Origin of the sequence: Gordonia amicalis NBRC 100051 = JCM 11271, assembly GCF_000332995.1 — a bacterium.
GTDB classification, from domain to species: domain Bacteria; phylum Actinomycetota; class Actinomycetes; order Mycobacteriales; family Mycobacteriaceae; genus Gordonia; species Gordonia amicalis.
On sequence record NZ_BANS01000022.1, the window covers coordinates 36,667 to 57,633 of the forward strand.

General features: G+C 68.7%; 19 protein-coding genes and 1 riboswitch. Of the genes, 9 read left to right on the top strand and 10 right to left on the bottom strand.

All coding sequences use genetic code 11. The features are described from left to right. Positions 1-44: 44 nt before the first annotated feature. The 3 genes from GOAMI_RS11670 to GOAMI_RS11680 form a co-directional block, all read right to left on the bottom strand. Positions 45-1,625 carry an MFS transporter gene (locus tag GOAMI_RS11670; protein ID WP_040004793.1) on the bottom strand — a complete coding sequence of 527 codons (1,581 nt, stop codon included), beginning with the start codon at positions 1,623-1,625 and terminating at the stop codon, positions 45-47. 110 nt (positions 1,626-1,735) lie between these two features. After that, on the bottom strand, positions 1,736-1,939 hold the full coding sequence (locus GOAMI_RS11675) for a hypothetical protein (protein WP_006436711.1): 204 nt from the start codon (positions 1,937-1,939) through the stop codon (positions 1,736-1,738). Between the two features lie 143 nt (positions 1,940-2,082). Continuing rightward, positions 2,083-3,267: an ATP-grasp domain-containing protein gene (locus tag GOAMI_RS11680; protein WP_006436712.1), complete on the bottom strand. Its 1,185-nt coding sequence runs from the start codon at positions 3,265-3,267 to the stop codon at positions 2,083-2,085. Positions 3,268-3,500: 233 nt separating this feature from the next. Between GOAMI_RS11680 and GOAMI_RS11685 the strand changes: the two genes are divergently transcribed. The 4 genes from GOAMI_RS11685 to GOAMI_RS11700 all read left to right on the top strand — a co-directional run bounded on the left by GOAMI_RS11685 (position 3,501) and on the right by GOAMI_RS11700 (position 6,689). Beyond that, positions 3,501-4,625: a DMT family transporter gene (locus GOAMI_RS11685; protein ID WP_006436713.1), complete on the top strand. Its 1,125-nt coding sequence runs from the start codon at positions 3,501-3,503 to the stop codon at positions 4,623-4,625. A 61-nt stretch (positions 4,626-4,686) separates the two neighbouring features. After that, complete coding sequence (locus GOAMI_RS11690) at positions 4,687-5,553, top strand: SCO6745 family protein (RefSeq protein ID WP_006436714.1); 867 nt, start codon at positions 4,687-4,689, stop codon at positions 5,551-5,553. Further along, a complete protein-coding gene (locus GOAMI_RS11695; RefSeq protein WP_006436715.1) occupies positions 5,550-6,011 on the top strand; it encodes a nuclear transport factor 2 family protein in 462 nt (153 codons plus the stop codon). Before GOAMI_RS11690 ends, GOAMI_RS11695 begins: the two co-directional genes overlap by 4 nt. Positions 6,012-6,020: 9 nt before the next feature. Beyond that, positions 6,021-6,689, top strand: coding sequence for a phosphoribosyltransferase (locus tag GOAMI_RS11700; protein WP_006436716.1), 669 nt, complete (start codon positions 6,021-6,023; stop codon positions 6,687-6,689). Here GOAMI_RS11700 and GOAMI_RS11705 read toward each other — a convergent pair. The 6 genes from GOAMI_RS11705 to thiO all read right to left on the bottom strand — a co-directional run bounded on the left by GOAMI_RS11705 (position 6,631) and on the right by thiO (position 13,281). After that, positions 6,631-9,270 (bottom strand): LuxR C-terminal-related transcriptional regulator, encoded by a 2,640-nt coding sequence (locus GOAMI_RS11705; RefSeq protein ID WP_006436717.1) that lies wholly within the window; start codon positions 9,268-9,270, stop codon positions 6,631-6,633. The two genes, GOAMI_RS11700 and GOAMI_RS11705, sit on opposite strands and share 59 nt — an antisense overlap. Positions 9,271-9,399: 129 nt before the next feature. Continuing rightward, complete coding sequence (locus GOAMI_RS11710; protein ID WP_006436718.1) at positions 9,400-10,158, bottom strand: ABC transporter permease; 759 nt, start codon at positions 10,156-10,158, stop codon at positions 9,400-9,402. Beyond that, the gene (locus GOAMI_RS11715) at positions 10,155-11,123 is read right to left on the bottom strand and encodes an ABC transporter ATP-binding protein (protein WP_006436719.1); all 969 of its coding nucleotides are present in this window, start codon (positions 11,121-11,123) and stop codon (positions 10,155-10,157) included. Before GOAMI_RS11715 ends, GOAMI_RS11710 begins: the two co-directional genes overlap by 4 nt. 64 nt (positions 11,124-11,187) lie before the next feature. Then, entirely contained in the window at positions 11,188-12,009 is an 822-nt protein-coding gene (locus tag GOAMI_RS11720; protein ID WP_006436720.1) for a thiazole synthase, read from the bottom strand. After that, on the bottom strand, positions 12,002-12,202 hold the full coding sequence (thiS, locus tag GOAMI_RS11725) for a sulfur carrier protein ThiS (protein ID WP_006436721.1): 201 nt from the start codon (positions 12,200-12,202) through the stop codon (positions 12,002-12,004). The genes GOAMI_RS11720 and thiS overlap by 8 nt, the downstream gene beginning before the upstream one ends. Before the next feature lie 2 nt (positions 12,203-12,204). Further along, on the bottom strand, positions 12,205-13,281 hold the full coding sequence (gene thiO, locus GOAMI_RS11730; protein ID WP_024497406.1) for a glycine oxidase ThiO: 1,077 nt from the start codon (positions 13,279-13,281) through the stop codon (positions 12,205-12,207). Next, positions 13,275-13,384: riboswitch (TPP riboswitch) on the bottom strand. It overlaps the preceding gene by 7 nt. Positions 13,385-13,431: 47 nt before the next feature. Between thiO and thiE the strand changes: the two genes are divergently transcribed. Both thiE and GOAMI_RS11740 read left to right on the top strand, forming a co-directional pair. Continuing rightward, the gene (gene thiE, locus GOAMI_RS11735) at positions 13,432-14,133 is read left to right on the top strand and encodes a thiamine phosphate synthase (RefSeq protein WP_051349548.1); all 702 of its coding nucleotides are present in this window, start codon (positions 13,432-13,434) and stop codon (positions 14,131-14,133) included. Positions 14,134-14,586: 453 nt separating this feature from the next. Then, complete coding sequence (locus GOAMI_RS11740; RefSeq protein WP_006436724.1) at positions 14,587-14,964, top strand: 2-isopropylmalate synthase; 378 nt, start codon at positions 14,587-14,589, stop codon at positions 14,962-14,964. 15 nt (positions 14,965-14,979) lie between these two features. Here GOAMI_RS11740 and GOAMI_RS11745 read toward each other — a convergent pair whose 3' ends face one another. Next, positions 14,980-15,462 carry an NUDIX hydrolase gene (locus GOAMI_RS11745; protein WP_006436725.1) on the bottom strand — a complete coding sequence of 161 codons (483 nt, stop codon included), beginning with the start codon at positions 15,460-15,462 and terminating at the stop codon, positions 14,980-14,982. Positions 15,463-15,784: 322 nt separating this feature from the next. Here GOAMI_RS11745 and GOAMI_RS11750 point away from each other — a divergent pair, with 322 nt between their 5' ends. From GOAMI_RS11750 to GOAMI_RS11760, 3 genes are read left to right on the top strand one after another with little or no spacing between them, the layout of a single operon-like run. Next, on the top strand, positions 15,785-17,230 hold the full coding sequence (locus tag GOAMI_RS11750; RefSeq protein ID WP_006436726.1) for a GlnX family signal transduction membrane protein: 1,446 nt from the start codon (positions 15,785-15,787) through the stop codon (positions 17,228-17,230). Next, a complete protein-coding gene (locus GOAMI_RS11755) occupies positions 17,227-18,258 on the top strand; it encodes a glutamate ABC transporter substrate-binding protein (protein ID WP_006436727.1) in 1,032 nt (343 codons plus the stop codon). Before GOAMI_RS11750 ends, GOAMI_RS11755 begins: the two co-directional genes overlap by 4 nt. A gap of 6 nt (positions 18,259-18,264) precedes the next feature. After that, positions 18,265-20,934, top strand: coding sequence for a serine/threonine-protein kinase (locus GOAMI_RS11760; RefSeq protein ID WP_006436728.1), 2,670 nt, complete (start codon positions 18,265-18,267; stop codon positions 20,932-20,934). The last annotated feature ends 33 nt before the right edge of the window (positions 20,935-20,967 follow it).

Consider the following 20,967-nt stretch of genomic DNA (forward strand, 5'->3'; position numbering starts at 1 on the left):
GAACACGGGCGTTGCCACTTTCCGAAGACTTTCCGGATGACGGCTCACAGACTTCGCTGCTTCGCATACTCCGCCATCGCCGCGCGCTCGCCGTCGTGCTTCGGGTAGAAGAAGAACACGATCGTGGCGCCCGCCAGCACGATGGCCGCGGCGGCGCCGTAGGCGCGGTTGTCTCCGTGCACGAAGGCGTCCCGGGCGGCGCCGATGATCTGGTCGGCGTACTGCGGATAGCGTTCGGCAAGCACCTCGGCGCTGGAGAAGGACTTGGTGAGTGCGATTTCGGTCTGCTCGGTGATCTGGTCGGCCTGCGGCGACGCCGCGATGGTCTCCCGCAGCTGGTTCGCGTAGCCGGCGGTCAGGATGGCACCGAGTGTCGACTGCAGGATGGCCCCGCCGAGGTCGCGCTGCAGATCCGACATGCTCGACGCCATACCCGCCCGCTGGACGGGAACCGATCCGGTGAGAGATTGCGAGGCCGGGGTCCCGGCCAGTCCCACACCGACACCCACGAGGACGTAGACCAGGCCGACGTGCCAGAAGTGGGCGTGGGAGTCCCAGGTCAGCATCGCGAACACGAGCCCGGCCACGATGAAGGCGTAACCGGACAGCAGGGTGAACCGCGATCCCATGCTCTGCACGAGTTTGGCCGACTGCGGCGCGACGATGACCATCGCACCTGCGGCGGGCAGGATCGTCGCGCCGGCGGCGAGGGTCGAGTAGTCGAGCACGTTCTGCATGTACTGCTGCCCGATGAACATCGCGCCCATCAGCGTGCCGAAGACGATGAGCCCGCCGACCGCGGCGACCCAGAAGGTGCGTCGGGCCGCGATCCGGAGGTCGAAGAGCGGAACACGCACGCGCAGTTGCCGCCACACGAATCCGGCACCGGCGACGACCGCGATCACAGCGAGGATGTAGACCTGGAGCCGCTGATCTCCGTTGGGCGCGAAGTTGATCGCGAGGACCAGCGCGCCGACCATCACGATCGAGACGACACCGCCGAGGTTGTCGACGACCGCCGCCTCGTCACCGGTGTCGGTGGGCACCAGCCGCCACGCCGCCGCCAACGCGAGAACGGCCAGCGGCAGGGTCACCAGGAACACCGCGTGCCAGCTGAACACCTCGAGCAGCGCACCCGACATCAACGGGCCGAGTGCCGAGATCGCCCCGCCGAATGCCGACCAGGCGGCGATCGCCCTGGTGCGCCTGGGTCCCGACCACAGGGCGGTGATCACCGCGAGGGTCGTCGGGAAGGCCAGGCCCGCAGCGATACCGCCGACCAGGCGGGCACCGAAGAGGACCTCGATGGTGGGCGCGAGCCCGGCCACGAGCGACGCCGGGATCGACAGTGCCATGCCGAAGACGAGCATTCGTTTGCGGCCGTGGCGATCTCCCAGCGCACCGAAGTACAACACCGATGCGGCGAGGCCCAGCGAGTACCCGACGGCTATCAGGTTCAGTTGCGTCGAACTGGCGTCGAGATCCTTGCCGATGTCGGGCAGAGCGACGTTGGCGACCGCGAGATTGATGTTGGCCACGCCCGCGACGAGGATCAGCGCGATGAGAATCGCACGCGCGCGTGCCGGTGCCGTGCCTGTTTCGACCTCGGGCGTCGTCGACGTCATCGGTGAATCGTACGTGCGGAAGCACTGCCCGAGCAGGGCTTCCACGCGTCAGCGGCACGGAATTGCCACGCCCCGGGCACCGAACAGCCCGGGGACGGGATCGTCGTGTGTCAGATGCAGACGCTGAACGACAAGGAGCCGAGCGGAATGTCCAGGCAGATCGCCAGCGAACCGACGGCCTGTTGCGGCTGGATCGGTGGCGACTGGGCGGGCGCAGCCGACGCCGCCGGCACTCCGGCGAGTCCGAGTGTGCACACCGCGGCCACCGTTGCGGCACCGACGGTCAGACGACGGGTGATCGTTGACTTGTTCATGATTGAGCCCCCTCGAGCACATTTCCCCCGCACCGAGACCTGCTCACGTGACCCATCGCCGCAGGTGGTGCTGGGTCCTGAGTCTACGCCGCGGCGTGCCCGATCGCGTCCCACATCTTGGGGACATTCGAGGAGGACCGGGCTCAGAGGCTGATGCGCAGACCGTCCCACTCGTGGTCGTGCATGAACCCCTCGGCGAGTCCGACCCGGTACTTCGCACAGCTGCGCAGGATGCCCGCGTATGCGAACGGGAGCATCACCGCCGGCATCTGGTCGCCGGGCCGGGTGATCACATCCGATGCCCCGCGGAAGTCGCGGATGAACTGGCGGAGGGACCTGCCGTTTCGGGAGGGGGCACGCCAGCCGTAGAGCATCATCCCGAGTCCGATCATCCGGTCGACATCCGTTGCGGGGGTGATGATCTCGGTGTCGGGATCGGAGGTGCCGAGGAAGGCGCGGTCCACGCCGTCGCCCGGGGAGAACATCATGATCCCACTCGTCGCGCGCGGATTGCACTCGATGCAGAACAGGTCCTTGTCAGGGCCGTCCTCGATGAAGTCGAAGCCGATCTGCCCGGTGAAGTCGACTCGCTCGACGATGTCGGCGACCCACGCCTGGATGCGCGGATGGTCGACGGACCGGAAGTTCAGACATGAACTGCCGTCGATGGCGTAGTCGACCGGATAGGTGGCGTGCGCGTAGATCCGGCCCTCGTGGCACACCGAGTAGGTGCAGTACTTGTCGCCCGAGATCCACTCCTGCGCGACCCACGGGTTCTGCTCGTCGTGCTCGAGCCAGGTCAGCGGATCCCCGGGCTGCACCTTGTGCACCTTCTGCGAACCGCGCGAGTAAGACCGCTTGAGCGCGAAGGGCTTGTCGAAATCGAGCGATCCGGCGTCCTCTGGTCCGGCGACCCGCGCGAACTTGCGCGTCGGGGTTCCGAGTTCGACGAGCAGTTCCTGGAATTCGTACTTGTGGTGCAGCCGGTTCTCGATGTCGAAATCGGAGAGGAAGAGCCGGCATCGCGGCGGAAACAAGTCCGCGAGCATCGCGATGATGTCGGTCTCCTCGTGGACCGGGATCACCATGTCGACGTCGTTCTCCTCGACGATCCGCGCGAGCGCACGACAGTACGCGAGCGGTTCGAACTTCGGCGGCGGAACACGGTGAAAGTCGCTCACCCCGTTGGAGAATCTGCTGATCGCGACGGCCACCGAATCGACGGTCGTCACCCGGTGGCCACCCGCGGCCATGAGCCGTGCGAGTTCCAGGGAGAGGAACGACCGACCGAAAGTGATCAGTACATGAGCTCGTCCGGCGCTGTCCACTCGACAGAGTGTAGGGGGTACCGGGTGCCCGGGCGCGACGCCTCGGTTCCCGTGCCTGTTGAACGGAATTCGGACACCGCGGGAATATTCGGTACCGATCTGTCGGTTCGACCTGTTAGTTTGCGCTCGACCGGTCTCTTCGGGCCGGTCGGACGCGTAGTGGCACGCGATCGGGTTGGACGACGGACCGGATGTTCGGCGAGACCGGGCGTCCGGACCGGGTTGGAGGTGGCATGCAACTGTTCGTGGTCGGTGTCATCGCCGCATGCCTTGCCGCCGTCGCCTACGGGATGTCGACGGTTCTCCGTGCGCTCGGCGCGCGCCGGGTCGCCGCGACGGCCGCCGAGGAGGGCAAGGGCATCACCACCGGGACCGGTGCCCCCACCATCTCCTCGACGATGTCCACCTTCGTCGATCCCGCCTTCATCCTCGGCACCACGATGGTCGTCATCGGTTTCGCCGGTGGATCGCTCGCCGCGCGGTTCCTCCCGCTGTTCCTGTCGCAGACCATCGTGTCCGCGAACCTCGTCGTCACGGCACTCCTCGGGACGATCATCCTCAACATCGCGCTGCACACGCGCGAATGGGTCGCCATCTGGCTCGTCGTGATGTCGCTGTGCCTTCTCGGTGTCTCGTCGTCGCACCACACCGGCGGCGGTGAAGAGATCGGCTTCCACTGGGGCCTGTTCCTCGTGACCCTCGCGCTGTGTGCGTTCGCCCTCGTCGGCGTCTACAACCTCGGTTCGGCCGCGGCCGCCATCGCCGGCGGTGCCGCGGCCGGTCTGCTGTTCGGCATCATCGCCATCGCCGTGCGCATCCTCGGCGGCGTCGAACCGTTCGATCCCGTCGCCCTCCTGACCGACCCGGCGGCATGGACGATCGCCACGGCGGGCGCGGTCGGCTTCTACGTCCAGACCGTGGCCCTGCAACTGGGTGCGGTCAACGGTGTGACCGCAGTGCTGGTGGTCGGCGAGACCGCCGGCCCGAGCCTCGTAGGCGTCGTGTTCCTCGAGGACACCGCCAAGCCGGGACTCGGCTGGCTGGCCATCGTCGGCTTCGTCGGCGCGGTCATCGGCGCCGTGCTGGTCGCCTGGTACGGCTCGGTCGACCCCGATCACCTCGGCGAGGCCCCGCCGATGAAGGGCGGCTGGCGCCGCGGCCGCGAGGAGCCGGAGGACGAAACCGACGGGCTTCCCGACGACTTCGATGCCGATGAGTTCGAAGCAGAGGCCTTCGAAGAGGACTTTCGCCGGGAACCGTTCGAGCCCGGCCCGCTCGCCGAGGCCGTCGAGCCGCACCCGGGTGACCCCGGGTCCGACCACCGGTCCGCCGGCAGACGGGACTCGCAGCGCAACTGATCGGGACGTATCTCCCCACCAGATGGTTGACACCCGTTCCACCGGTGGAGATGGTGGGGTGATGACGCCCACCGCGACGGAGTCGCTCGCCCGCCTCGCCTACGAGACCCTCGAACCCTTCCACGTCCTCGCCTACTTCAACCCGGGACTCGGCCGGGCACAAGAGGACACCGGTCTCGACGGCCACGCGTTCTACGTCGGCGCCCGCGGAGCTCCACTCGGTCCCTGCGCCGCCCCGGTTGTCTCCGCCGCCTTCTACAACTTCAACCCCGAACTGATCGCCAAGTCGTGGAACGCCGCGATCGACGCCGGTCTCGACCGCGTCCACGAACGTCGCCACGCGATGCTCGACGATTCCCTGCGAGAGATCCTGGGTGATTCCGCCGACGACGCCCTGCTCGACGAACTCGCCTCCGAGTACACCGAACTCGCCGTCGGCCTGCCGCTCGGCGGTCGTCCCCTGACGGCCGCGTGGGCTTCGGCACCGATCCCGGACACGCCGCGCCTGCGGCTGTGGCAGGCGACCGCGATCCTGCGGGAATGGCGAGGCGACAACCACATCGCGGCCCTCGTCCTCCACGGACTCAACGGATTCGACGCGGCCGTCTTCCATGAGGCCCAGCTGCCCGATCCGGAGGTGATACGCCGGGTCATGGGCAAACGCGTCGTGCTGCTCACCCGCGGCTACTCCGAACAGGACTGGGAGGACAGCGTCGACCGGCTCGTCGAAGCAGGCCTCGCCGAACGCGTCGACGACGGTCATCGCCTCACGGCACAGGGCGCCGCGGTGTACGACGACATCGAGGCGACCACCGACGCCGCGGGTGAATCCCGGTGGGCCGGGACCGCCGAGTTGCTCGAGCGGACCCGTCCGATCGTCAAGGCCGTGATCGGCGCCGGGGTCCTGCCCGGAACGAGGCGCAGATGAGTGGCCACGCCGAGGATGTGCGCGAGATCGAGAGCCTCAAGTACCGGTACCTGCGGGCACTCGACACCAAGGACTGGACCACGTTCGCCTCGACGCTCACCGCGGACGTGACCGGCAACTACGGCGCGACGCTGTCCTTCGGCACCCGGGACGAACTCGTCGGATACATGGAGGCCAACGTCGGGCCGTCGGTCATCACCGAGCACCGCGTGGCCCACCCGGAGATCGAGATCTCCGGCGACACCGCCCGCGGCCGCTGGTATCTGCAAGACCGGGTGATCGTCGTGGACTTCTCGTTCATGCTGATCGGCGCCGCCTTCTACGACGACACCTACCGCCGGACCGAGGACGGCTGGCGCATCAGCGCCACCGGCTACGACCGCACCTACGAGGCCACCATCGGACTGGTCGACCTGCCGAGCTTCGCGCTCGAGGTCGGCCCGGCCGTACGAATCTGAGGACGTGACATGTCTGAGCGAGTCTTCTCCGACCGGGTGGCGGCGGGACGAGCCCTGGGTGAGCGGGTCGCCGAGGTACTGCGGGCACGCCCCGACACCCGCACGGCGAGGCCGGTGGTGATCGGACTGGCCCGCGGCGGTGTGCCGGTGGCACGCGAGGTCGCCGATGCGGTCGACGGCGATCTCGACGCCCTGGTGGTACGCAAGATCGGGGCACCGGGGCATGCGGAGTTCGCGATGGGGGCCCTCACCGCCGGCCATCTGGTGGTCAACGACGACATGCCCCGGCGACTCGGGGTGTCGAGCGCCCAGTTCGACGCGGCCGCCGACCGGGAACGCCGCATCCTGCACGACCGCGAAGCGCTCTACCGCAGCGGCCGGCCGCCGGTCGAGGTCGAAGATCGGGTCGTGGTGCTGGTCGACGACGGCCTCGCCACCGGCTCCACGATGGCGGTGGCCATCGACGCGCTGGACGCGGCCGGCGCGTCGCGGCTGATCGTGGCCGTGCCCACGGCACCGTCGGATTCGGTCGGCCGGCTCATCGACCGCGGGGTCGACGAGGTCGTCGTGCTGACCATGCCCGAACCGTTCGAGGCGGTCGGACTCTCCTACGAGGACTTCAGTCAGGTCGACGACGATGAGGTGATCGCATGTCTGGATCGCGATCACCGGCCTTGAGCAACAACCTGGCGATGCCCTCACGATCGGTGACGTCCAGTTTGGTGGACGCACGGTAGAGGTGGCCCTCGACGGTGCGTACCGAGACCGTGAGCCGTTGCGCGATCTCCTTGTTGGACAGTCCTGCCGCAACGAGATTCGCGATCTCGCGTTCACGCGCGGTCAACGGGAGCGGTTGTGCCGCGGCGATCAGTGCGGGCGTGCGCAGTCCGCCGCACTCCGACGCGAGTCGATTGGCCGACGCCGCCGAGGCCACGGTCGCCGACCGTGCGCCCGCCGCGTCGTGCAGAACACTCGCCTGCGCGGCCGCGTCGGCTGCCGACAGCCGCACGCCCAGTGCCTCCAGATCGGCTGAGCACAAGTCGAGTTCGACCGCGTCGCCGGCGGCGAGAGCGGTTGCGTGCCGGGCGTAGAGCGGCGCCAGCGGACCGTCGACCAGTCCCGCGAGTTCGGTGAGACGCTCGGCGACGCCGGCATCGCCGAACCGGGCCGCAGAGTGCAGTGCCTCCGCCTCGACGGCGAATTGTCCCGACTCCCTTGCTTCTTCCGCTGTCCGGTGAACCAGCGCGACGGCTCGTGAGATGGTTCCGGCGGCCCCCGACTGCCAGGCCTCGGCGATGTCGAGCATCGGACCGAAGATCGCGACGTGCTTGCCGTACCGCGCCCGGGCCTTCTCCAGGACCTCGGCGGCACGGTCGGCCTGACCGAGCGCACTCAGCGCCTGGATCAGGAAGATGTGAGCCGGGAAGTTCCACGACTCGGAGAACTTCCCGCTGTCCAGGATCGCGAGGGTCTGCTCCATCCGCCGGGTCACGGAGACACATGCACCGCGCGAGAGCTCCACGGCGGCAACGAGAATCTCCGACATCGCCCAGCCCAGGTACTGCGCGGTCTGCGCGGCCGTCATGAACCGCCCGGCCGCCGCATCCGCGTCGTCGAGCCGACCGGTCAGCGTGAGGGCGAGGATCTCGCCGAAGCCGGTCGGGAATCGGAGCAGACCATCGACCTCCACCTCCCGGGAGTGCGCGGCGAGGGCCTCGACCTCGTTCCCGCAGCCCGCGACCGCCCTGGCGAGACTGCCGCCGAACACCGCCCATTCGATCGCCCAGGGCAGCTTCCGCTTCTCGGCGAAGACGCTGTCCGAGAGCGAGATCGCCTCACCGATGCGGTTCTCGAACAGCGCGCATGCCGAGGCGATACCGGTGACGATCGGGACGAGCGCCGGCCGCATGTCCCGCGTGCGCAGCATCTGCAGGATCTCGTCGGCGCGGTCGGCGTCGCCCAGCGCCCAGAAGGCGTTGCCGATTCTCAGGTTCCCCCACAGCAGGAGTTCTCCCTCGTCGAGATCGCCCGGCGAGAACCCCGAGAGGATCTCCTCGGCCTCGTCGGGATGGCCCTGCCACATCCGGGCGCGGGCAAGCAGTTCGGCGACGTCGACCCCGGCGCCCTCGTCCAGGGCCGCCCGCGCGAACCGTTCGCCGAGCGAGGTCTGCGCGAGTTTCAGGGCATCACTCGCCGCGGTCCGGACGAGCGACAGGTCGATGTCGACGTCGCTCTCGATGGCGAGGTCGGCGAGCCTGATCCGCTCGGCAGGGGTGTTGGTGGGACGCGACCTCAGCGCCGCGACGAGGTTGCCGCGCAGACGCCGTGACGACACCAGGCCGAGCCGGCGGCGGATCACCTCACCGAACAACGGATGGAGGAAGGCCACATCCAGTCGGCGACCGTCCCGCGTGATGCGGACGAGTCCGGCGATCTCGGCCTCCTCGACCGCCTCCTCGCCGGCGAGTTCGGCCAGCACGTCGATGTCGAGCGGTTCGCACAGGCTCAGGTACTTGAGCGCGTTGAGAACCGAGGCGTCCAGTTGTTCGATGCGTCCCTCGAGCAACGATGCGAGTTCGGAGGTGATCGCGGCGCGCCCGCGCAACTGCCAGACCCCGTTGACCTGTCGCAGCGTGTTCGCCTCCCGGGCACCGTCCACGAGATGCCTCAGGAACAGTGCGTTCCCACCGGACGCCTCCCACATCTGGGTGGCCGAATGTTCCTCCAGCTGCCCGCCGAGGACCGATTCGATCAGCTCGACACACTGCTCTTTGGTGAACGGCGACAACGTGATACGGGTGAGGTGGTTGTCCTTCCACAGCGACGTCACGGCATCGGGCACCGCTTCACCGCTACGGACGGTCGCCACGATGTGCACCGCCCGATCGATCGCGAGCTGGTGCAGCAGGGTCGCGGACAACTCGTCGAGCAGGTGCGCATCGTCGACGCCGATGACGACGTCACCGTCGGCGAGCAGTGACTCCCGGGCTGCCGCCAGATAGCTGACCGGATCGCTCGACGTCGCGGGTCCGACGAGATGGGCGAAGACCCCCAGCGGAATCGATCGCGCCGACTCCGTCCCGGCCACCCACCGCACGCCGGTCGGCAGTTCGGCGGTGGCATGCCGGGCGAGGGTGGTCTTGCCCACCCCCGAATCGCCGGTGAGCACGACTCCGCATCCGCTCGTCTTCCCACTGAGCGCAGCGAGGATCGTGCGGAATTCGCGCTCGCGCTCGACCAGCGGCCACGTGGTGGACATGACAGGGGATTTTAGTCCGCACCGGAGCTCCGCGTGCTCTGACGAATCGTCATGGACATGTCAGCAGGACGCGCAATGCCATGTTCCCGCCGCGCTTGTGGCGGACGGTGGGGCCGTCAAGTCCGCGAATCACGCATCCCGGGCATTGGTCACGATGATCGCGATCGACAAGAGGATCGCGGTGAACGTGGCGAAGTACACCAGCGAGCCAAGGGCATTCCAGTGAAAGGTGTCGTTCCCACCGGACAGGAAGTTCCACCCGTTGAGGAAGGGCAGGAACGGCGTGATGTTCTCACCGATGCGCGGGAGCACCGAGAGGATGCGTTCGAACGCGAACATCCAGCCCAACACGATGGCCACCGCGCCGGCGGAATGCCGGACCAGCGCACCCACCGCGAGCCCGATCAGCGCACACAGCATCGCGAACACCGGCGTGCCCCAGAGCTGTCGTACGGTGTCCGGCCCACCGAGCGCGATGCCGTTGCCGGTGAGCGCCTGCCCCAGGACCACCCCGAGGAGACCCACGACCGCTGCCACCACGAAAGTGAGACCGCCGAACACCACGGTCTTCGCGAGAATCACCAGCGGCCGTCGGGGGGTCGCGGCGAAAGTCGTTCGGATGGTGCCGAATCGGTATTCGGTGGTGACACCGAGGACGGCCATGATCGCGAAGATCGCCACGCCGAACTGGTTCACGCCGACCAGATAGTCGATGGTCCGGGTGTCGACCGACGCGGGGTCGGCATAACCACCGGACAGCAGCCAACCGAGCAGCGCCGCAACGCCGATGCCGAACACGACCACCATCGCCAGGCACCAGTACGGGGACCGGGTGCTCGTCAGTTTGATGCGTTCGGCGTCGATCGCCGCAAGCGCCGGGCCGATCATCGCCGACCCCCTTCCGGAGTGGGAGAACCGGATTCGACGGGCCGGAAACCGTCGCCCCCGTGATAGTCGACGGCGTGTGCGGTCATCGACATGAACACCTCCTCCAGCGAGGCCGACTCGGCGGCGAGTTCGTGCAGCGTCACACCGGTCGCCGCCGCGATGTCACCGACCCGGTCGGTCGTCGTGTCGGGCACCCGCATCACCGGCCGCCCCTGGGCGTCGGGCGCACCCGGTGCCGGCGCGAGTCCGGCCTCCACCAAGGCGGTGTGCAACCTCTCGAGTTCGGGTCCGCGCACCCGCACCGACTGCCGTGCCCTTCCGGTGAACTCGCCGACCGAACAGTCGGCGATCAGTCGTCCACGCCCGATGACCACGAGATGGTCTGCGGTGAGCGACATCTCGGTCAGCAGGTGGCTGGAGACGAGTACGGTGCGTCCTTCAGCGGCCAACTGCCGCATGAACCCGCGTATCCAGACGATGCCCTCGGGATCGAGCCCGTTGACCGGTTCGTCGAACAGCAGGGTGTGCGGGTCGCCCAGGAGCGCACCGGCCAGTCCGAGCCGCTGCGACATGCCGAGTGAGAATCCGCCGGCCCGTTTGCGGGCCACCGACGTCAGTCCGACCGTCTCGAGCACCTCGTCCACCCGGGACACCGGAATCCGGTTGCTCGCCGCGAGCCACCGCAGATGTGACCGCGCGGTGCGGTTGGGGTGAACCCAGTGTGCGTCGAGCAACGCACCGACCTGACGGAGCGGATGGTCGAGGTCGCGGTACTGCACGCCGTTGATGGTCGCGGTCCCCGAAGTGGGGCGGTCGAGACCCAGCATCATGCGCATCGTCGTCGACTTACCCGCGCCGTTGGGCCCCAGAAAGCCGGTGATCCGTCCCGGGTTCACCTCGAACGTGAGATCGTCGACCGCGCGCTGACTCCCGAAGTCCTTGGTCAGATTCGTTACCCGCAACACGACACGACCATAGCCGCCCGCCCTTCGAGCGGGATGGCTCCTCTCGCCGAGAACTCGATTCGGGTCACGCGTGATCGGGCATCGGTGACGACGCCTGCGCCCAGAACCTCTTGGGAATCCGCCCTGCCCGCGCCGCGAGGCGGCCCGCGATCACCGCATGCCGCATCGCCGAGGCCATCCGCTCGGGATTCTCCGCACGTGTGACCGCGGTCGCGAGAAGCACCCCGTCACAACCGAATTCCATGGCGAGGGCCGCATCGCTGGCGGTACCGATACCCGCGTCGAGGATGACCGGGAGCGGGTCGTCGGAGGCGGTCGCACAGTGGTCGACGATCATCTCGATGTTGTGCGGGTTGAGGATTCCCAGTCCGGTGCCGATCGGCGAACCGAGCGGCATCACCGCGGCGACACCGAGGTCGGCGAGTCGCGCGGCGAGAACCGGGTCGTCGTTGGTGTAGGCGAGCACCACGAAGCCGTCGGCCACCAACGAGGCCGCGGCGTCCACGAGTTCGACGGCATCCGGCATCAGGGTGCGCTCGTCGGCCACCACCTCGAGTTTCACCCAGTTCGTCTCGAACGCCTCCCGGGCCAGCTGCGCGGTGAGCACCGCCTCGGCGGTGGTGTGGCAGCCGGCGGTGTTGGGCAGGACCGCGATGCCGAGACGGCGCAGCAGGTCGAAGACACCGGTCCCGGACGCGGCGTCGACGCGACGTACCGCCACGGTCGTGAGTTCGGTTCCCGACGCCACGAGGGCCCGCTCCAGGCTCGCGAGGTTTGTCGCGCCACCGGTTCCGGTGATCAGACGAGAAGAGAACTCGCGGCCGCCGATCCGGAGCGGGTCGGCGTCGGAACCGCCGGCGACGTCGACGACCTCGGACTCAGCCACCCTGCACCGCTGTCACGATCTCGACGACCGCGCCCGTGGTCATCGTGTGCTGCGACCACTGTCCGCGCGGGACGACCGCACCGTCGACCGCCACCGCGATCCCCCGGTCCGGCAGGCCGAGGCGGGCGACGACGTCCCCCACCGACACGTCGTCGCCGACGTCGAGGTTCTCTCCGTTCACGGTGATGGTCACGGTCATGCTCCTTCCAGAATTCCCAGCACATTGTCCGCAGTGCCCGGCGCGAGGACGATGCCGTTGCGCCCGTGTCCGGTCGCGACCACCGTGCGGTCGTCGACCCGCTTCACGATCGGTAACCCGTCGGCGGTGCACGGCCTCAGTCCGGCACCCGCCTCCACCAGCTCGTAGGTGCGCAGACCCGGCATCACCTCGATGGCGTCCGCGAGCAGATCGGCGACCCCACCCGCCTGCGGGGTGCGGTCACCGAAACCGCCGGCCTCGTATTGCGTTGCGCCGACCACGATCCCGTCCTCGCGCGGCACCAGGTACACCGCTCGGCCGTGGAGCCGGGCACGGACCACGTGCCCAGGCGGCGGCACCGACCACCGCGTCCGGCGCAGTCTCAGGATCTCCCCTTTCGCCGCGTGGAGCGGCACGTCGGGAAGCAGTTCCGCCGTGCCGAGTCCGGCGGCGACAAGGATCTGGTCCCGCGGGCCGGCATGGTCGTGGACGTCGGCCAGGCTGCCCACCCGCGCCTCGGTGAACCGCACCCCCGCGGCGGCCCCTGCGCTGCGCAGGGTCGCCAGCAGACGACGGTTGTCGATCGACCACTCGCCCACCGCCCGGTAGCCACCGACGAGCCGCGAACTCAACGACGGCTCCAGCGAACGGATCTCGCGACCCGTGACCGTGCTGAGTGTGGCGTCGGTCCGCGGTTGTTCGGCCCAGACGAAGTCCGCGAGATGCTGCAGGTACTCGGCGTCGGCGGCGGACGCGGCGACGAACAGGGAATCAGTGGCCGTGACGATCGCGGGGTCGCCGAGACGCTTCACCAGCGTCGGCCAGCGCCGCACCGACTCTACCGACATCGCGAGCGCCGCTTCTTCACCCGGATGCCCCTCGCCGAGCGAACCGAGCATGCCGCCCGCCACCCACGACGCCCGCTCCTCGTGCCCGGCGTCGACGACGCGGACCTGCCAGCCCGCATCTGCGGCAGCGAGCGCACAGGTCAGACCGATCACGCCACCGCCGACGACGGTCAGCGCACGGTCGGGCTGCTCCGGGTGGGGTTGTTCCTCGACAACATGGCTCACGCCAGATCACCTTCCTTCGCCGGAATGACCCGGATCAGGTTCGACGGTCAGCGGAGGGTCCGCACTCTCAGCCCGGCCGGTCCGGGCTCCCGTGTGTTCTCGCGGTCCACCCTACGCCCGGCCCGCACCGGCGCGGCTAGCCTGGTCGCCGTGACGACTGCCCCCGAATCGCGTGCTCGCGAACTGCGCCGCCGCCTGGACTCCGCCCGGCTCTACCTGTGCACCGACGCGCGGCGTGAACGCGGCGACCTGCTCGAGGTCGTGAACGCCGCCCTCGCCGGCGGCGTCGACATCGTGCAGCTTCGCGACAAGGGGTCACCCGGGGAGAAGAAGTTCGGCACTCTCGAAGCCCGCGAGGAGCTCGAGATCCTCGCCGCGATGCGGGACGTCGTCGACGCCCACGGCGCATTGCTCGCGGTCAACGACCGCGCGGACATCGCCGCACTGTCCGGCGCCGACGTCCTCCATGTCGGACAGGGTGACCTGCCGCCACGGGTCGCGCGCCGGATCGTCGGCCCCGAGACGATCGTCGGTGCATCCACCCACGACCCCGGGCAGGCTGCAGCAGCCGCCGCCGACCCCGACGTCGACTACTTCTGCGTCGGCCCGTGCTGGACCACCCCCACCAAACCGGGTCGGACCGCCGCCGGGCTCGATCTGGTGACGACGACCGCCGCGGCGATGTCCGAACCCGGGACTCCGGACAAGCCGTGGTTCGCGATCGGCGGCATCGATGCTCCGCGGGTGCCGGAGGTGACCGCCGCCGGAGCGCGCCGCATCGTCGTGGTGCGGGCGATCACGGCCGCCGCCGACCCTGCTGCGGCGGCCGCGGAGCTCGTCGCACGGCTGTAGCGCCCGGGTCCGGAAATCCGCCCCGAGAAACCGCCCCGGAAAAGCACCCTCCGGGGCGGCGCCACGTGCGTATCGTCACCGGTCACGCTCTGGAGGGCGTACTCCGGGGGTCGATTTCAGGGGCGGATCACCGGGGCAGATCTCAGTGGTGAAAATCCATTTGCCGCACTCACCACAGAGGTCTAGGCTGGACCGATCATGATGTGCATCAAGCGCGCGCTCGTAACCCGCCGCAGCGGGGTCTGATTCTGACCGACCCCCCGCTGCGGGTCGGTTGCGCGCTCTTGTCGGTCATCTGTTCTTCGACCGAAATCGGCTTTCGAGATGCATCCTCTTCATCTGCCTCACCCATCCTTCTCACGACACGGACACGCGACCGCGCCGTCGGCCGACCCCATCACCGAACACTTCCGCCGTCCGCTGCCCGCGGGTATGCGCGAGGAGGTCATCGGGATGAGCTGGCAACGATTCACCGACGAATATGCGAGCGGCGGCACCATCCGGCTCGGATCGTGGTCGGTCGCACCGGCCCGTCAGGACCTCGTCGAATGCCGCGCGACCATCGCGATCGCCGATCGCATCATGTCGTGCAGCGCCGTCGCCGCCGGACCGCTCGGCGCGATGACCTCGATCCTCTACGACCTCGGCGCGCCGGTTCAGATCCTGCGACTGCACCAGCGCGAGATCGACGGCGCAATCGCCACGTTCCTGCTGTGCGAGAACAACGGCAGGCAGGCGTGGGCGTTCGGCGAGGGCAGCACCGGCGACGAGGCGAACATCGCGGCGCTGGTCTCCGGGGCCAACCGACTGCTCGGACCCGCTCCGAAGTGAGCGGTGGGGTGCTCGCTACGCCTGCGGGTCGAGTGCCGCGATCCGCTCGCGCAGTGTAGGCCAGGCCAGGCCGAATGCCGGATGCAGCGGAAGCTGGTCGACGTGCTGTTCGGAGACCCAGCGCAGTTCCGTCGATTCGAAGTTGGCCACCGTCTGCACCGGTTCGTCGGTCTCGGCGATGACCGTCGTATAGGTCCATCCGCCGGGCGCTTCGTGGGTGACGACCGCGGCGAGAACCCGCAGTTCGTCGCCGCTGATGCCGGCTTCCTCCTCGGCCTCCCGGATCGCGGTGTCGATGGCGCCCTCGTGCGAGTCCCGGGCGCCGCCGGGCAGTGCCCAGGTACCACCCTGATGGGACCACGCGGCGCGATGCTGGAGCAGGACGCCCGTCACGCCGTCGGCCAACGGCGCCCGGAGCAGCAGACCCGCTGCGCCGTGAACACCCCAATACCGTGAACCGTCGGGATCGATCACCCAGCCGTCGCCGTCTCCGCGCACCACACCTCCTTGCAGACCCGCCGAGCCGATCGCCGGATTCCTCCACCGTAAGTGAGACACGCGCGGCCTGCCAGGGCGATCCGCCGAATCAGTGAGAGGTATGGGCTCCGGCCCGACGACGGGCCGAGCCGTCGGCGCGCGACGTGCGACCGCGATGCCCGGAGGAACCCTCACCGATGGCATAGGCTGAAACACGCACGACCCGGTGAGCGATGACCCCGTTGAGTCATTTCTTCAGACAGGTCGCGGGAGCCGGAACGGGGGCCGGCGACCGAGCGGCCACACCGGAGACGATCCAGCGTTCGAGAAGGGGATCAGCTAGGTGACCGGCGATGCGTCCTCCGTGCGGACGGCACTCACCCGTGGCGGTCGCACGTTCCGTCCCGCCCAGTCATCGCCGCCGATCCGCCAGGTCCTCGCCGATCGTCGTGAGCTCGTCGCGACCGCCCGCGAACGTGCGCAGTCACCGTTCCAGACGCTCCGGCACTATTCGGGCACCACACCGGGCAAGCTGATCATCATCTGCGTCATCCTGTTCCTCGGCTGCCTGTCCACCGGCCTGTACGCCTCGACCGTGCTCGAAGACCGCACCCAGACCCTGCAGCGCCTGATCGATCGCACCGAACCGCTCGCCGAGGCCGCTCAGGTCCTGTACAGCTCTCTGTCGATCGCCGACGCGTCCGCGAACGCGGCATTCATCTCGGGCGGTCTGGAAACTCCGGATCTGCGGCAACGCTACTCAGACGCCCTGGCGACGGCCGCGTCGTCGTTGATCCTCGCGACCGGCACCTCCAGCGAGCCGGGGCCCGGGATGGCCCAGAACGCGGCCGAGCGTGCCCTGTCGTCGGACCTGGACACCCTCTCGACGTCGATCCCGGTCTACAGCGGACTCATCGAGACCGCCCGCACCAACAACCGGCTGGGCAATCCCGTCGGATCGGCCTACCTGGGCCAGGCGTCGTCGCTGATGCAGGACAAGATCCTGCCGGCCGCCCAGCGCCTCTACGAGCGGCGGTCGATGGCGATCGCCGACCCGCAGCATTCGCTGACCCGCCCGCCGTGGACGGTCTACGTCCCGCTGTTGCTGCTGCTCACGGCGATGGTGCTGACGTCGCGCTACCTGGCGCGCAGGACCCGCCGTCGCTTCAACCTCGGACTGGTCGCCGCGATCGGCGCGCTCACCCTGGGGACGGTGTGGCTGCTGGCGTCGGGCCTGATGTCGGTCGCCGCGACCAGCAACGCCCGAACCGACGGCGCCGACCCGCTTCGCGAACTCACGGCCGCCCGCATCCTGACCCAGCAGGCCAGATCGGCCGAGACCCTGGCCCTGATCCGCCGCGGCGACCAGGGCGGACTGGAACGGACCTTCGCCGCGACGACTGCCAGGATCGACGGCATCGTCGACGACGTGCGCACATCCAAGGAGACCGGTTCGGTGTCGGCGGAGCAGCTCGACTCGGTGAGCTCGGCGCTGGCGGAGTGGAAGCGCACCGATGCCGGCGTCCGGCGGTACATCCAGACCGGCAACTTCGACCGCGCCCGGCAACTCACCGTCGGGGACGGACTGAACAGCTCAGCCCGCGCGTACACCGCCGTCGACACCGCCCTCGTCGACGCGATCACCACCGCGCGGACGTCGTTCCGCGACGACATCAACACCGCGCAGCGAGTACTCGGCTTCACCGGGACCGGGATACTCCTGCTCTCGGTCCTCGCCGCCATCGCGATCGTCGGCGGACTCGTCCCCCGAATACGGGAGTACCGATGATCCCTCGCCGACTCGCCCGCCGCCGGTCCTCCCACTCCGGCCCCGCCCGCCCGCGCCGTCCGGTGGCCGCGGCCGTCCTGCTGCTCGTGGCATTCGTCGCGACCGGTTGTGTCCGGTTCCCCGCCGCCGAGTCACCGCCCCCGACCGCGACCGTCGGCCCGCTGGTGCTGCCCGGCGTCCAGACCGACGTGCCCATCGAACCGCCGCCGAGTTCGGAGGCGTGCAACGCGACGCTCACCCTGCGCCCGCCCGCACAGATGCCCGCGCCCGGCCGCATGCCGCCGAATTCGACGATGGCCGGGATCTTCGAACGCGGCCGGCTCATCGTCGGACTCGACATCGGCTCCAACCTGTTCAGCTTCCGCGATCCCATCTCGGGCGACATCCAGGGCTTCGACGTGGACATCGCCCACGAGATCGCGGGTGCGATCTTCGGTGACCCGCGGCGCGTCGAGTTCCAGGTGCTCAGCTCCGCACAGCGGATCGACGCGTTGCGCGACAAGACCGTCGACGTCGTCATCAAGACGATGAGCATCACCTGCGACCGGCTGCGCGACATCAGCTTCTCCGCCCCGTATTACGTGGCGTCCCAACGCATCCTGTCGTTCCGCAACTCGAACATCGCCGGACCGGCCCAGCTCGCCGACAAGCGGGTCTGCGCAGCCCGCGGCACCACCTCGATCGGCCGGATGCAGTCCATCCAGCCGCGGGTCCGGATCGTCAGCACCACCACCTGGGCCGACTGCCTGGTGCTGATGCAGCAGGGACAGGTCGACGCGGTGACCAGCGACGACGCCATCCTGGCCGGACTGGCCGCACAGGACCCATGGGTCCGGGTCGTCGGTCCGAGCCTCGGGGAGGAGTTCTACGGCGTGGGTATCCCCAAGGGCGAGGACGACATGATCCGCTTCGTCAACGGGGTGCTCGAACGTGCCCGCGCGACCGGCCGCTGGCAGGAGATCCGCGACCGCTGGCTGACCATCCTCGACAGTGGATTCGGCGCACCACAGCCGTACTACCGGGATTGATCGCGCATGGACTTCGCCGGCGAACCATCACACACAGACCGTCACGGTCCCGACGACCGGGACGGGCCCGCTCCCGACACCCCGGAGGAGATCGGTACCCAGCGCGTCTCCGTCGCCGACCTGATGGGTGACGACGACCCGGTCACCGACCGGCACACCCGCGACGGGCACATCACCGACGGGAGCACCGCCGGTGGTGGCACCACGGACGAGAGCACCACGGACGGGGGTACCACCGATCAGGTGGTCGAGGTCGGTACGCAGAAGGCCGATCTCGGCGCCCTGATCGCCGAGACCGACGACACCACGGAGCCCCGCGCCATGCCCGACCCCGGCGCCGTATCCGACACCGAGATCGGAACACAGGCGGCCACACCCGCCTTCACGGTCGGCATCGCGCCACCGGACCGATTCGACGGTCGGACCGATCGGGTGGTCCGCACGCGGGCGACGCCGAGCACGGAGCCGGATTCCGGACCACTCGGACGGCGACTCATCCCGCGCCGACGCCCCCCGGTCCACGAACGTCGACTCGGCAGCGGACTGGTCGAGATGCCGAAGATCACCGACATCGAACCCGAGGACGCGGTCATCGACGATCCGGTGATCGTCGAGGGCAAGCGATTCTGCTGGCGCTGCGGCAAACCCGTCGGCCGACTCGAGGGTGAAGGGGAAGGTCCCCCCACCGGCGACTGCGCCAACTGTGGTGCGCGGTACTCGTTCGTGCCCGGTCTCGCCCAGGGGACGCTGGTGGCCGATCAGTACGAGATCGCCGGCGCGATCGCCCACGGCGGACTCGGATGGATCTACCTGGCCATCGATCGCAACGTGAGCGACCGGCCCGTCGTTCTCAAAGGCCTTCTGAACTCGTCGGATTCGGAGGCACAGCGCGTCGCGGTGGCCGAGCGTCAGTTCCTGGCGTCGGTGAACCATCCCGGCATCGTCAAGATCTACAACTTCGTCGAGCACGTCGCCGAGGACGGTGAGCGCTTCGGCTACATCGTCATGGAGTACATCGGCGGTCAGACGCTCAAGCAGATCACCTCGGGTGACCCCGAGAGGGGGTTGCTGTCCGTCGAACAGGGTCTCGCCTACATCCTCGAGGTGTTGCTCGCCGTCGGCTACCTGCATTCGGTGGGTCTGGTCTACAACGACGTCAAACCCGAGAACATCATGGTCGGGAGCGACGAGGTCAAGCTCATCGACCTCGGTGCCGTCTCGCCGATCAACGGTTACGGACACCTGTACGGCACACCGGGTTTCCAGGCGCCGGAGATCGTCAAGACCGGCCCCCAGGTCGCCACCGACATCTACAGCGTCGGACGCACCCTGGCGGTGCTGACCGTGCCGATGGAGATGCGCAACGGCCGGTACGTCGACGGACTCCCTTCCCCCACCGAGACCACCGTCTTCCGCGACAATCCGTCGTTCTACCTTCTGCTGCAACGTGCCACCGCGCCCGACCCGGCCGACCGGTTCTCCTCCGCGGAGGAGATGAGCACCCAGGTGCTCAACGTGCTCCGCGAAACCGTCGCGGTGCACACCGGTGTGCCCCGGCCCTCCCTGTCCACGGTCTTCACCCCGCAGCGCTCGACCTTCGGCACAGACCTGATGCTCGCCCCGGTCGACGGCTTCTTCGACCCCGACCAGGCCGCCTTCTACGATCCGGTCGACATCGCCACCGCACTCCCCGTGCCCCTGGTGAACCCGCTGGATCCCGCCGCGAGCCTGTTGACCTCGGCGGCCCTGTCGGATCCGCGGCAGACGCTCGACTCGATTAACACCGCACGCGCAGAAGGGTTCGCGTCGATGTTCGGTGGCCGTCCGGTCAAGAACGCCCACCCCTCGCTGGAGATCGACCTGGCCGAGGCCCGCGCCCACCTACAGCTCGACGACGTCGACACCGCTCTCGCGCTGCTCCGCGATGTCCGTGAGCACCACGGTGATTCGTGGCGGGTGGAGTGGTACATGGGCATCTGCGCGCTGATGAACGACGAACCCGAACTGGCCTACGAACGGTTCGACGAGGTACTGGGGGCGATGCCCGGCGAGGTGGCACCGAAGCTCGCGGTGGCCGGAACCGCCGAACTGATCGGCCGGTGGCTCGCCGATGAGAACGGGTCGTCGAAGTCGTCCGAGAAGATCTCCCGGCTCTACGACGTCGCGCAGCATCACTACCACGATCTGTGGCTGACCGACCACAGCATCGTCACCGCCGCCTTCGGCCTGGCCCGCCTCGCCGTCGCGGCCGGCGACTACGACGGTGCGATCCGTCCCCTCGACGAAGTTCCCGCCACCAGTAGGCATTTCAACACCGCCCGGGCGACCGCGATCATCGCCCTGGTGCACGGTCGTCCCACCTCGGAGGTCACCCGCGAGCAGATCGTCGAGGCCGCACGACGACTCGAGCAGATCCCGGACTCCGAACCACGCAAGTCACGGATGCTGCTGATCGTGCTCGGCACCGCCCTCGGCTGGATTCACGACAATCCCGACGCCGAGAACGCCGACACCGAGCCCTCGACACTCCTGGGCTTCCCCTTCACCGAGTACGGAATCCGCACCGGCACCGAGAGATCCCTCCGCCAGCTCGCACGTCAGACCCGCAACAACCGCGAGCACCGGTTCATGCTCGTCGATCTGGCGAACTACGTGCGGCCGAACACGCTGTTCTGACCTCGATACGCGGCCGGCGATGCGGCGACGAGG

What these genes read in the sequence shown, in the direction of transcription:
- GOAMI_RS11710 (WP_006436718.1), bottom strand. Translation starts at nt 10,158, where the DNA reads ATGATCGGCCCGGCGCTTGCGGCGATCGACGCCGAACGCATCAAACTG.
- GOAMI_RS11685 (WP_006436713.1), top strand. Translation starts at nt 3,501, where the DNA reads ATGCAACTGTTCGTGGTCGGTGTCATCGCCGCATGCCTTGCCGCCGTC.
- GOAMI_RS11740 (WP_006436724.1), top strand. Translation starts at nt 14,587, where the DNA reads ATGAGCTGGCAACGATTCACCGACGAATATGCGAGCGGCGGCACCATC.
- GOAMI_RS11670 (WP_040004793.1), bottom strand. Translation starts at nt 1,625, where the DNA reads ATGACGTCGACGACGCCCGAGGTCGAAACAGGCACGGCACCGGCACGC.
- GOAMI_RS11695 (WP_006436715.1), top strand. Translation starts at nt 5,550, where the DNA reads ATGAGTGGCCACGCCGAGGATGTGCGCGAGATCGAGAGCCTCAAGTAC.
- GOAMI_RS11675 (WP_006436711.1), bottom strand. Translation starts at nt 1,939, where the DNA reads ATGAACAAGTCAACGATCACCCGTCGTCTGACCGTCGGTGCCGCAACG.
- GOAMI_RS11705 (WP_006436717.1), bottom strand. Translation starts at nt 9,270, where the DNA reads ATGTCCACCACGTGGCCGCTGGTCGAGCGCGAGCGCGAATTCCGCACG.
- GOAMI_RS11700 (WP_006436716.1), top strand. Translation starts at nt 6,021, where the DNA reads ATGTCTGAGCGAGTCTTCTCCGACCGGGTGGCGGCGGGACGAGCCCTG.
- GOAMI_RS11755 (WP_006436727.1), top strand. Translation starts at nt 17,227, where the DNA reads ATGATCCCTCGCCGACTCGCCCGCCGCCGGTCCTCCCACTCCGGCCCC.
- GOAMI_RS11760 (WP_006436728.1), top strand. Translation starts at nt 18,265, where the DNA reads ATGGACTTCGCCGGCGAACCATCACACACAGACCGTCACGGTCCCGAC.
- GOAMI_RS11690 (WP_006436714.1), top strand. Translation starts at nt 4,687, where the DNA reads ATGACGCCCACCGCGACGGAGTCGCTCGCCCGCCTCGCCTACGAGACC.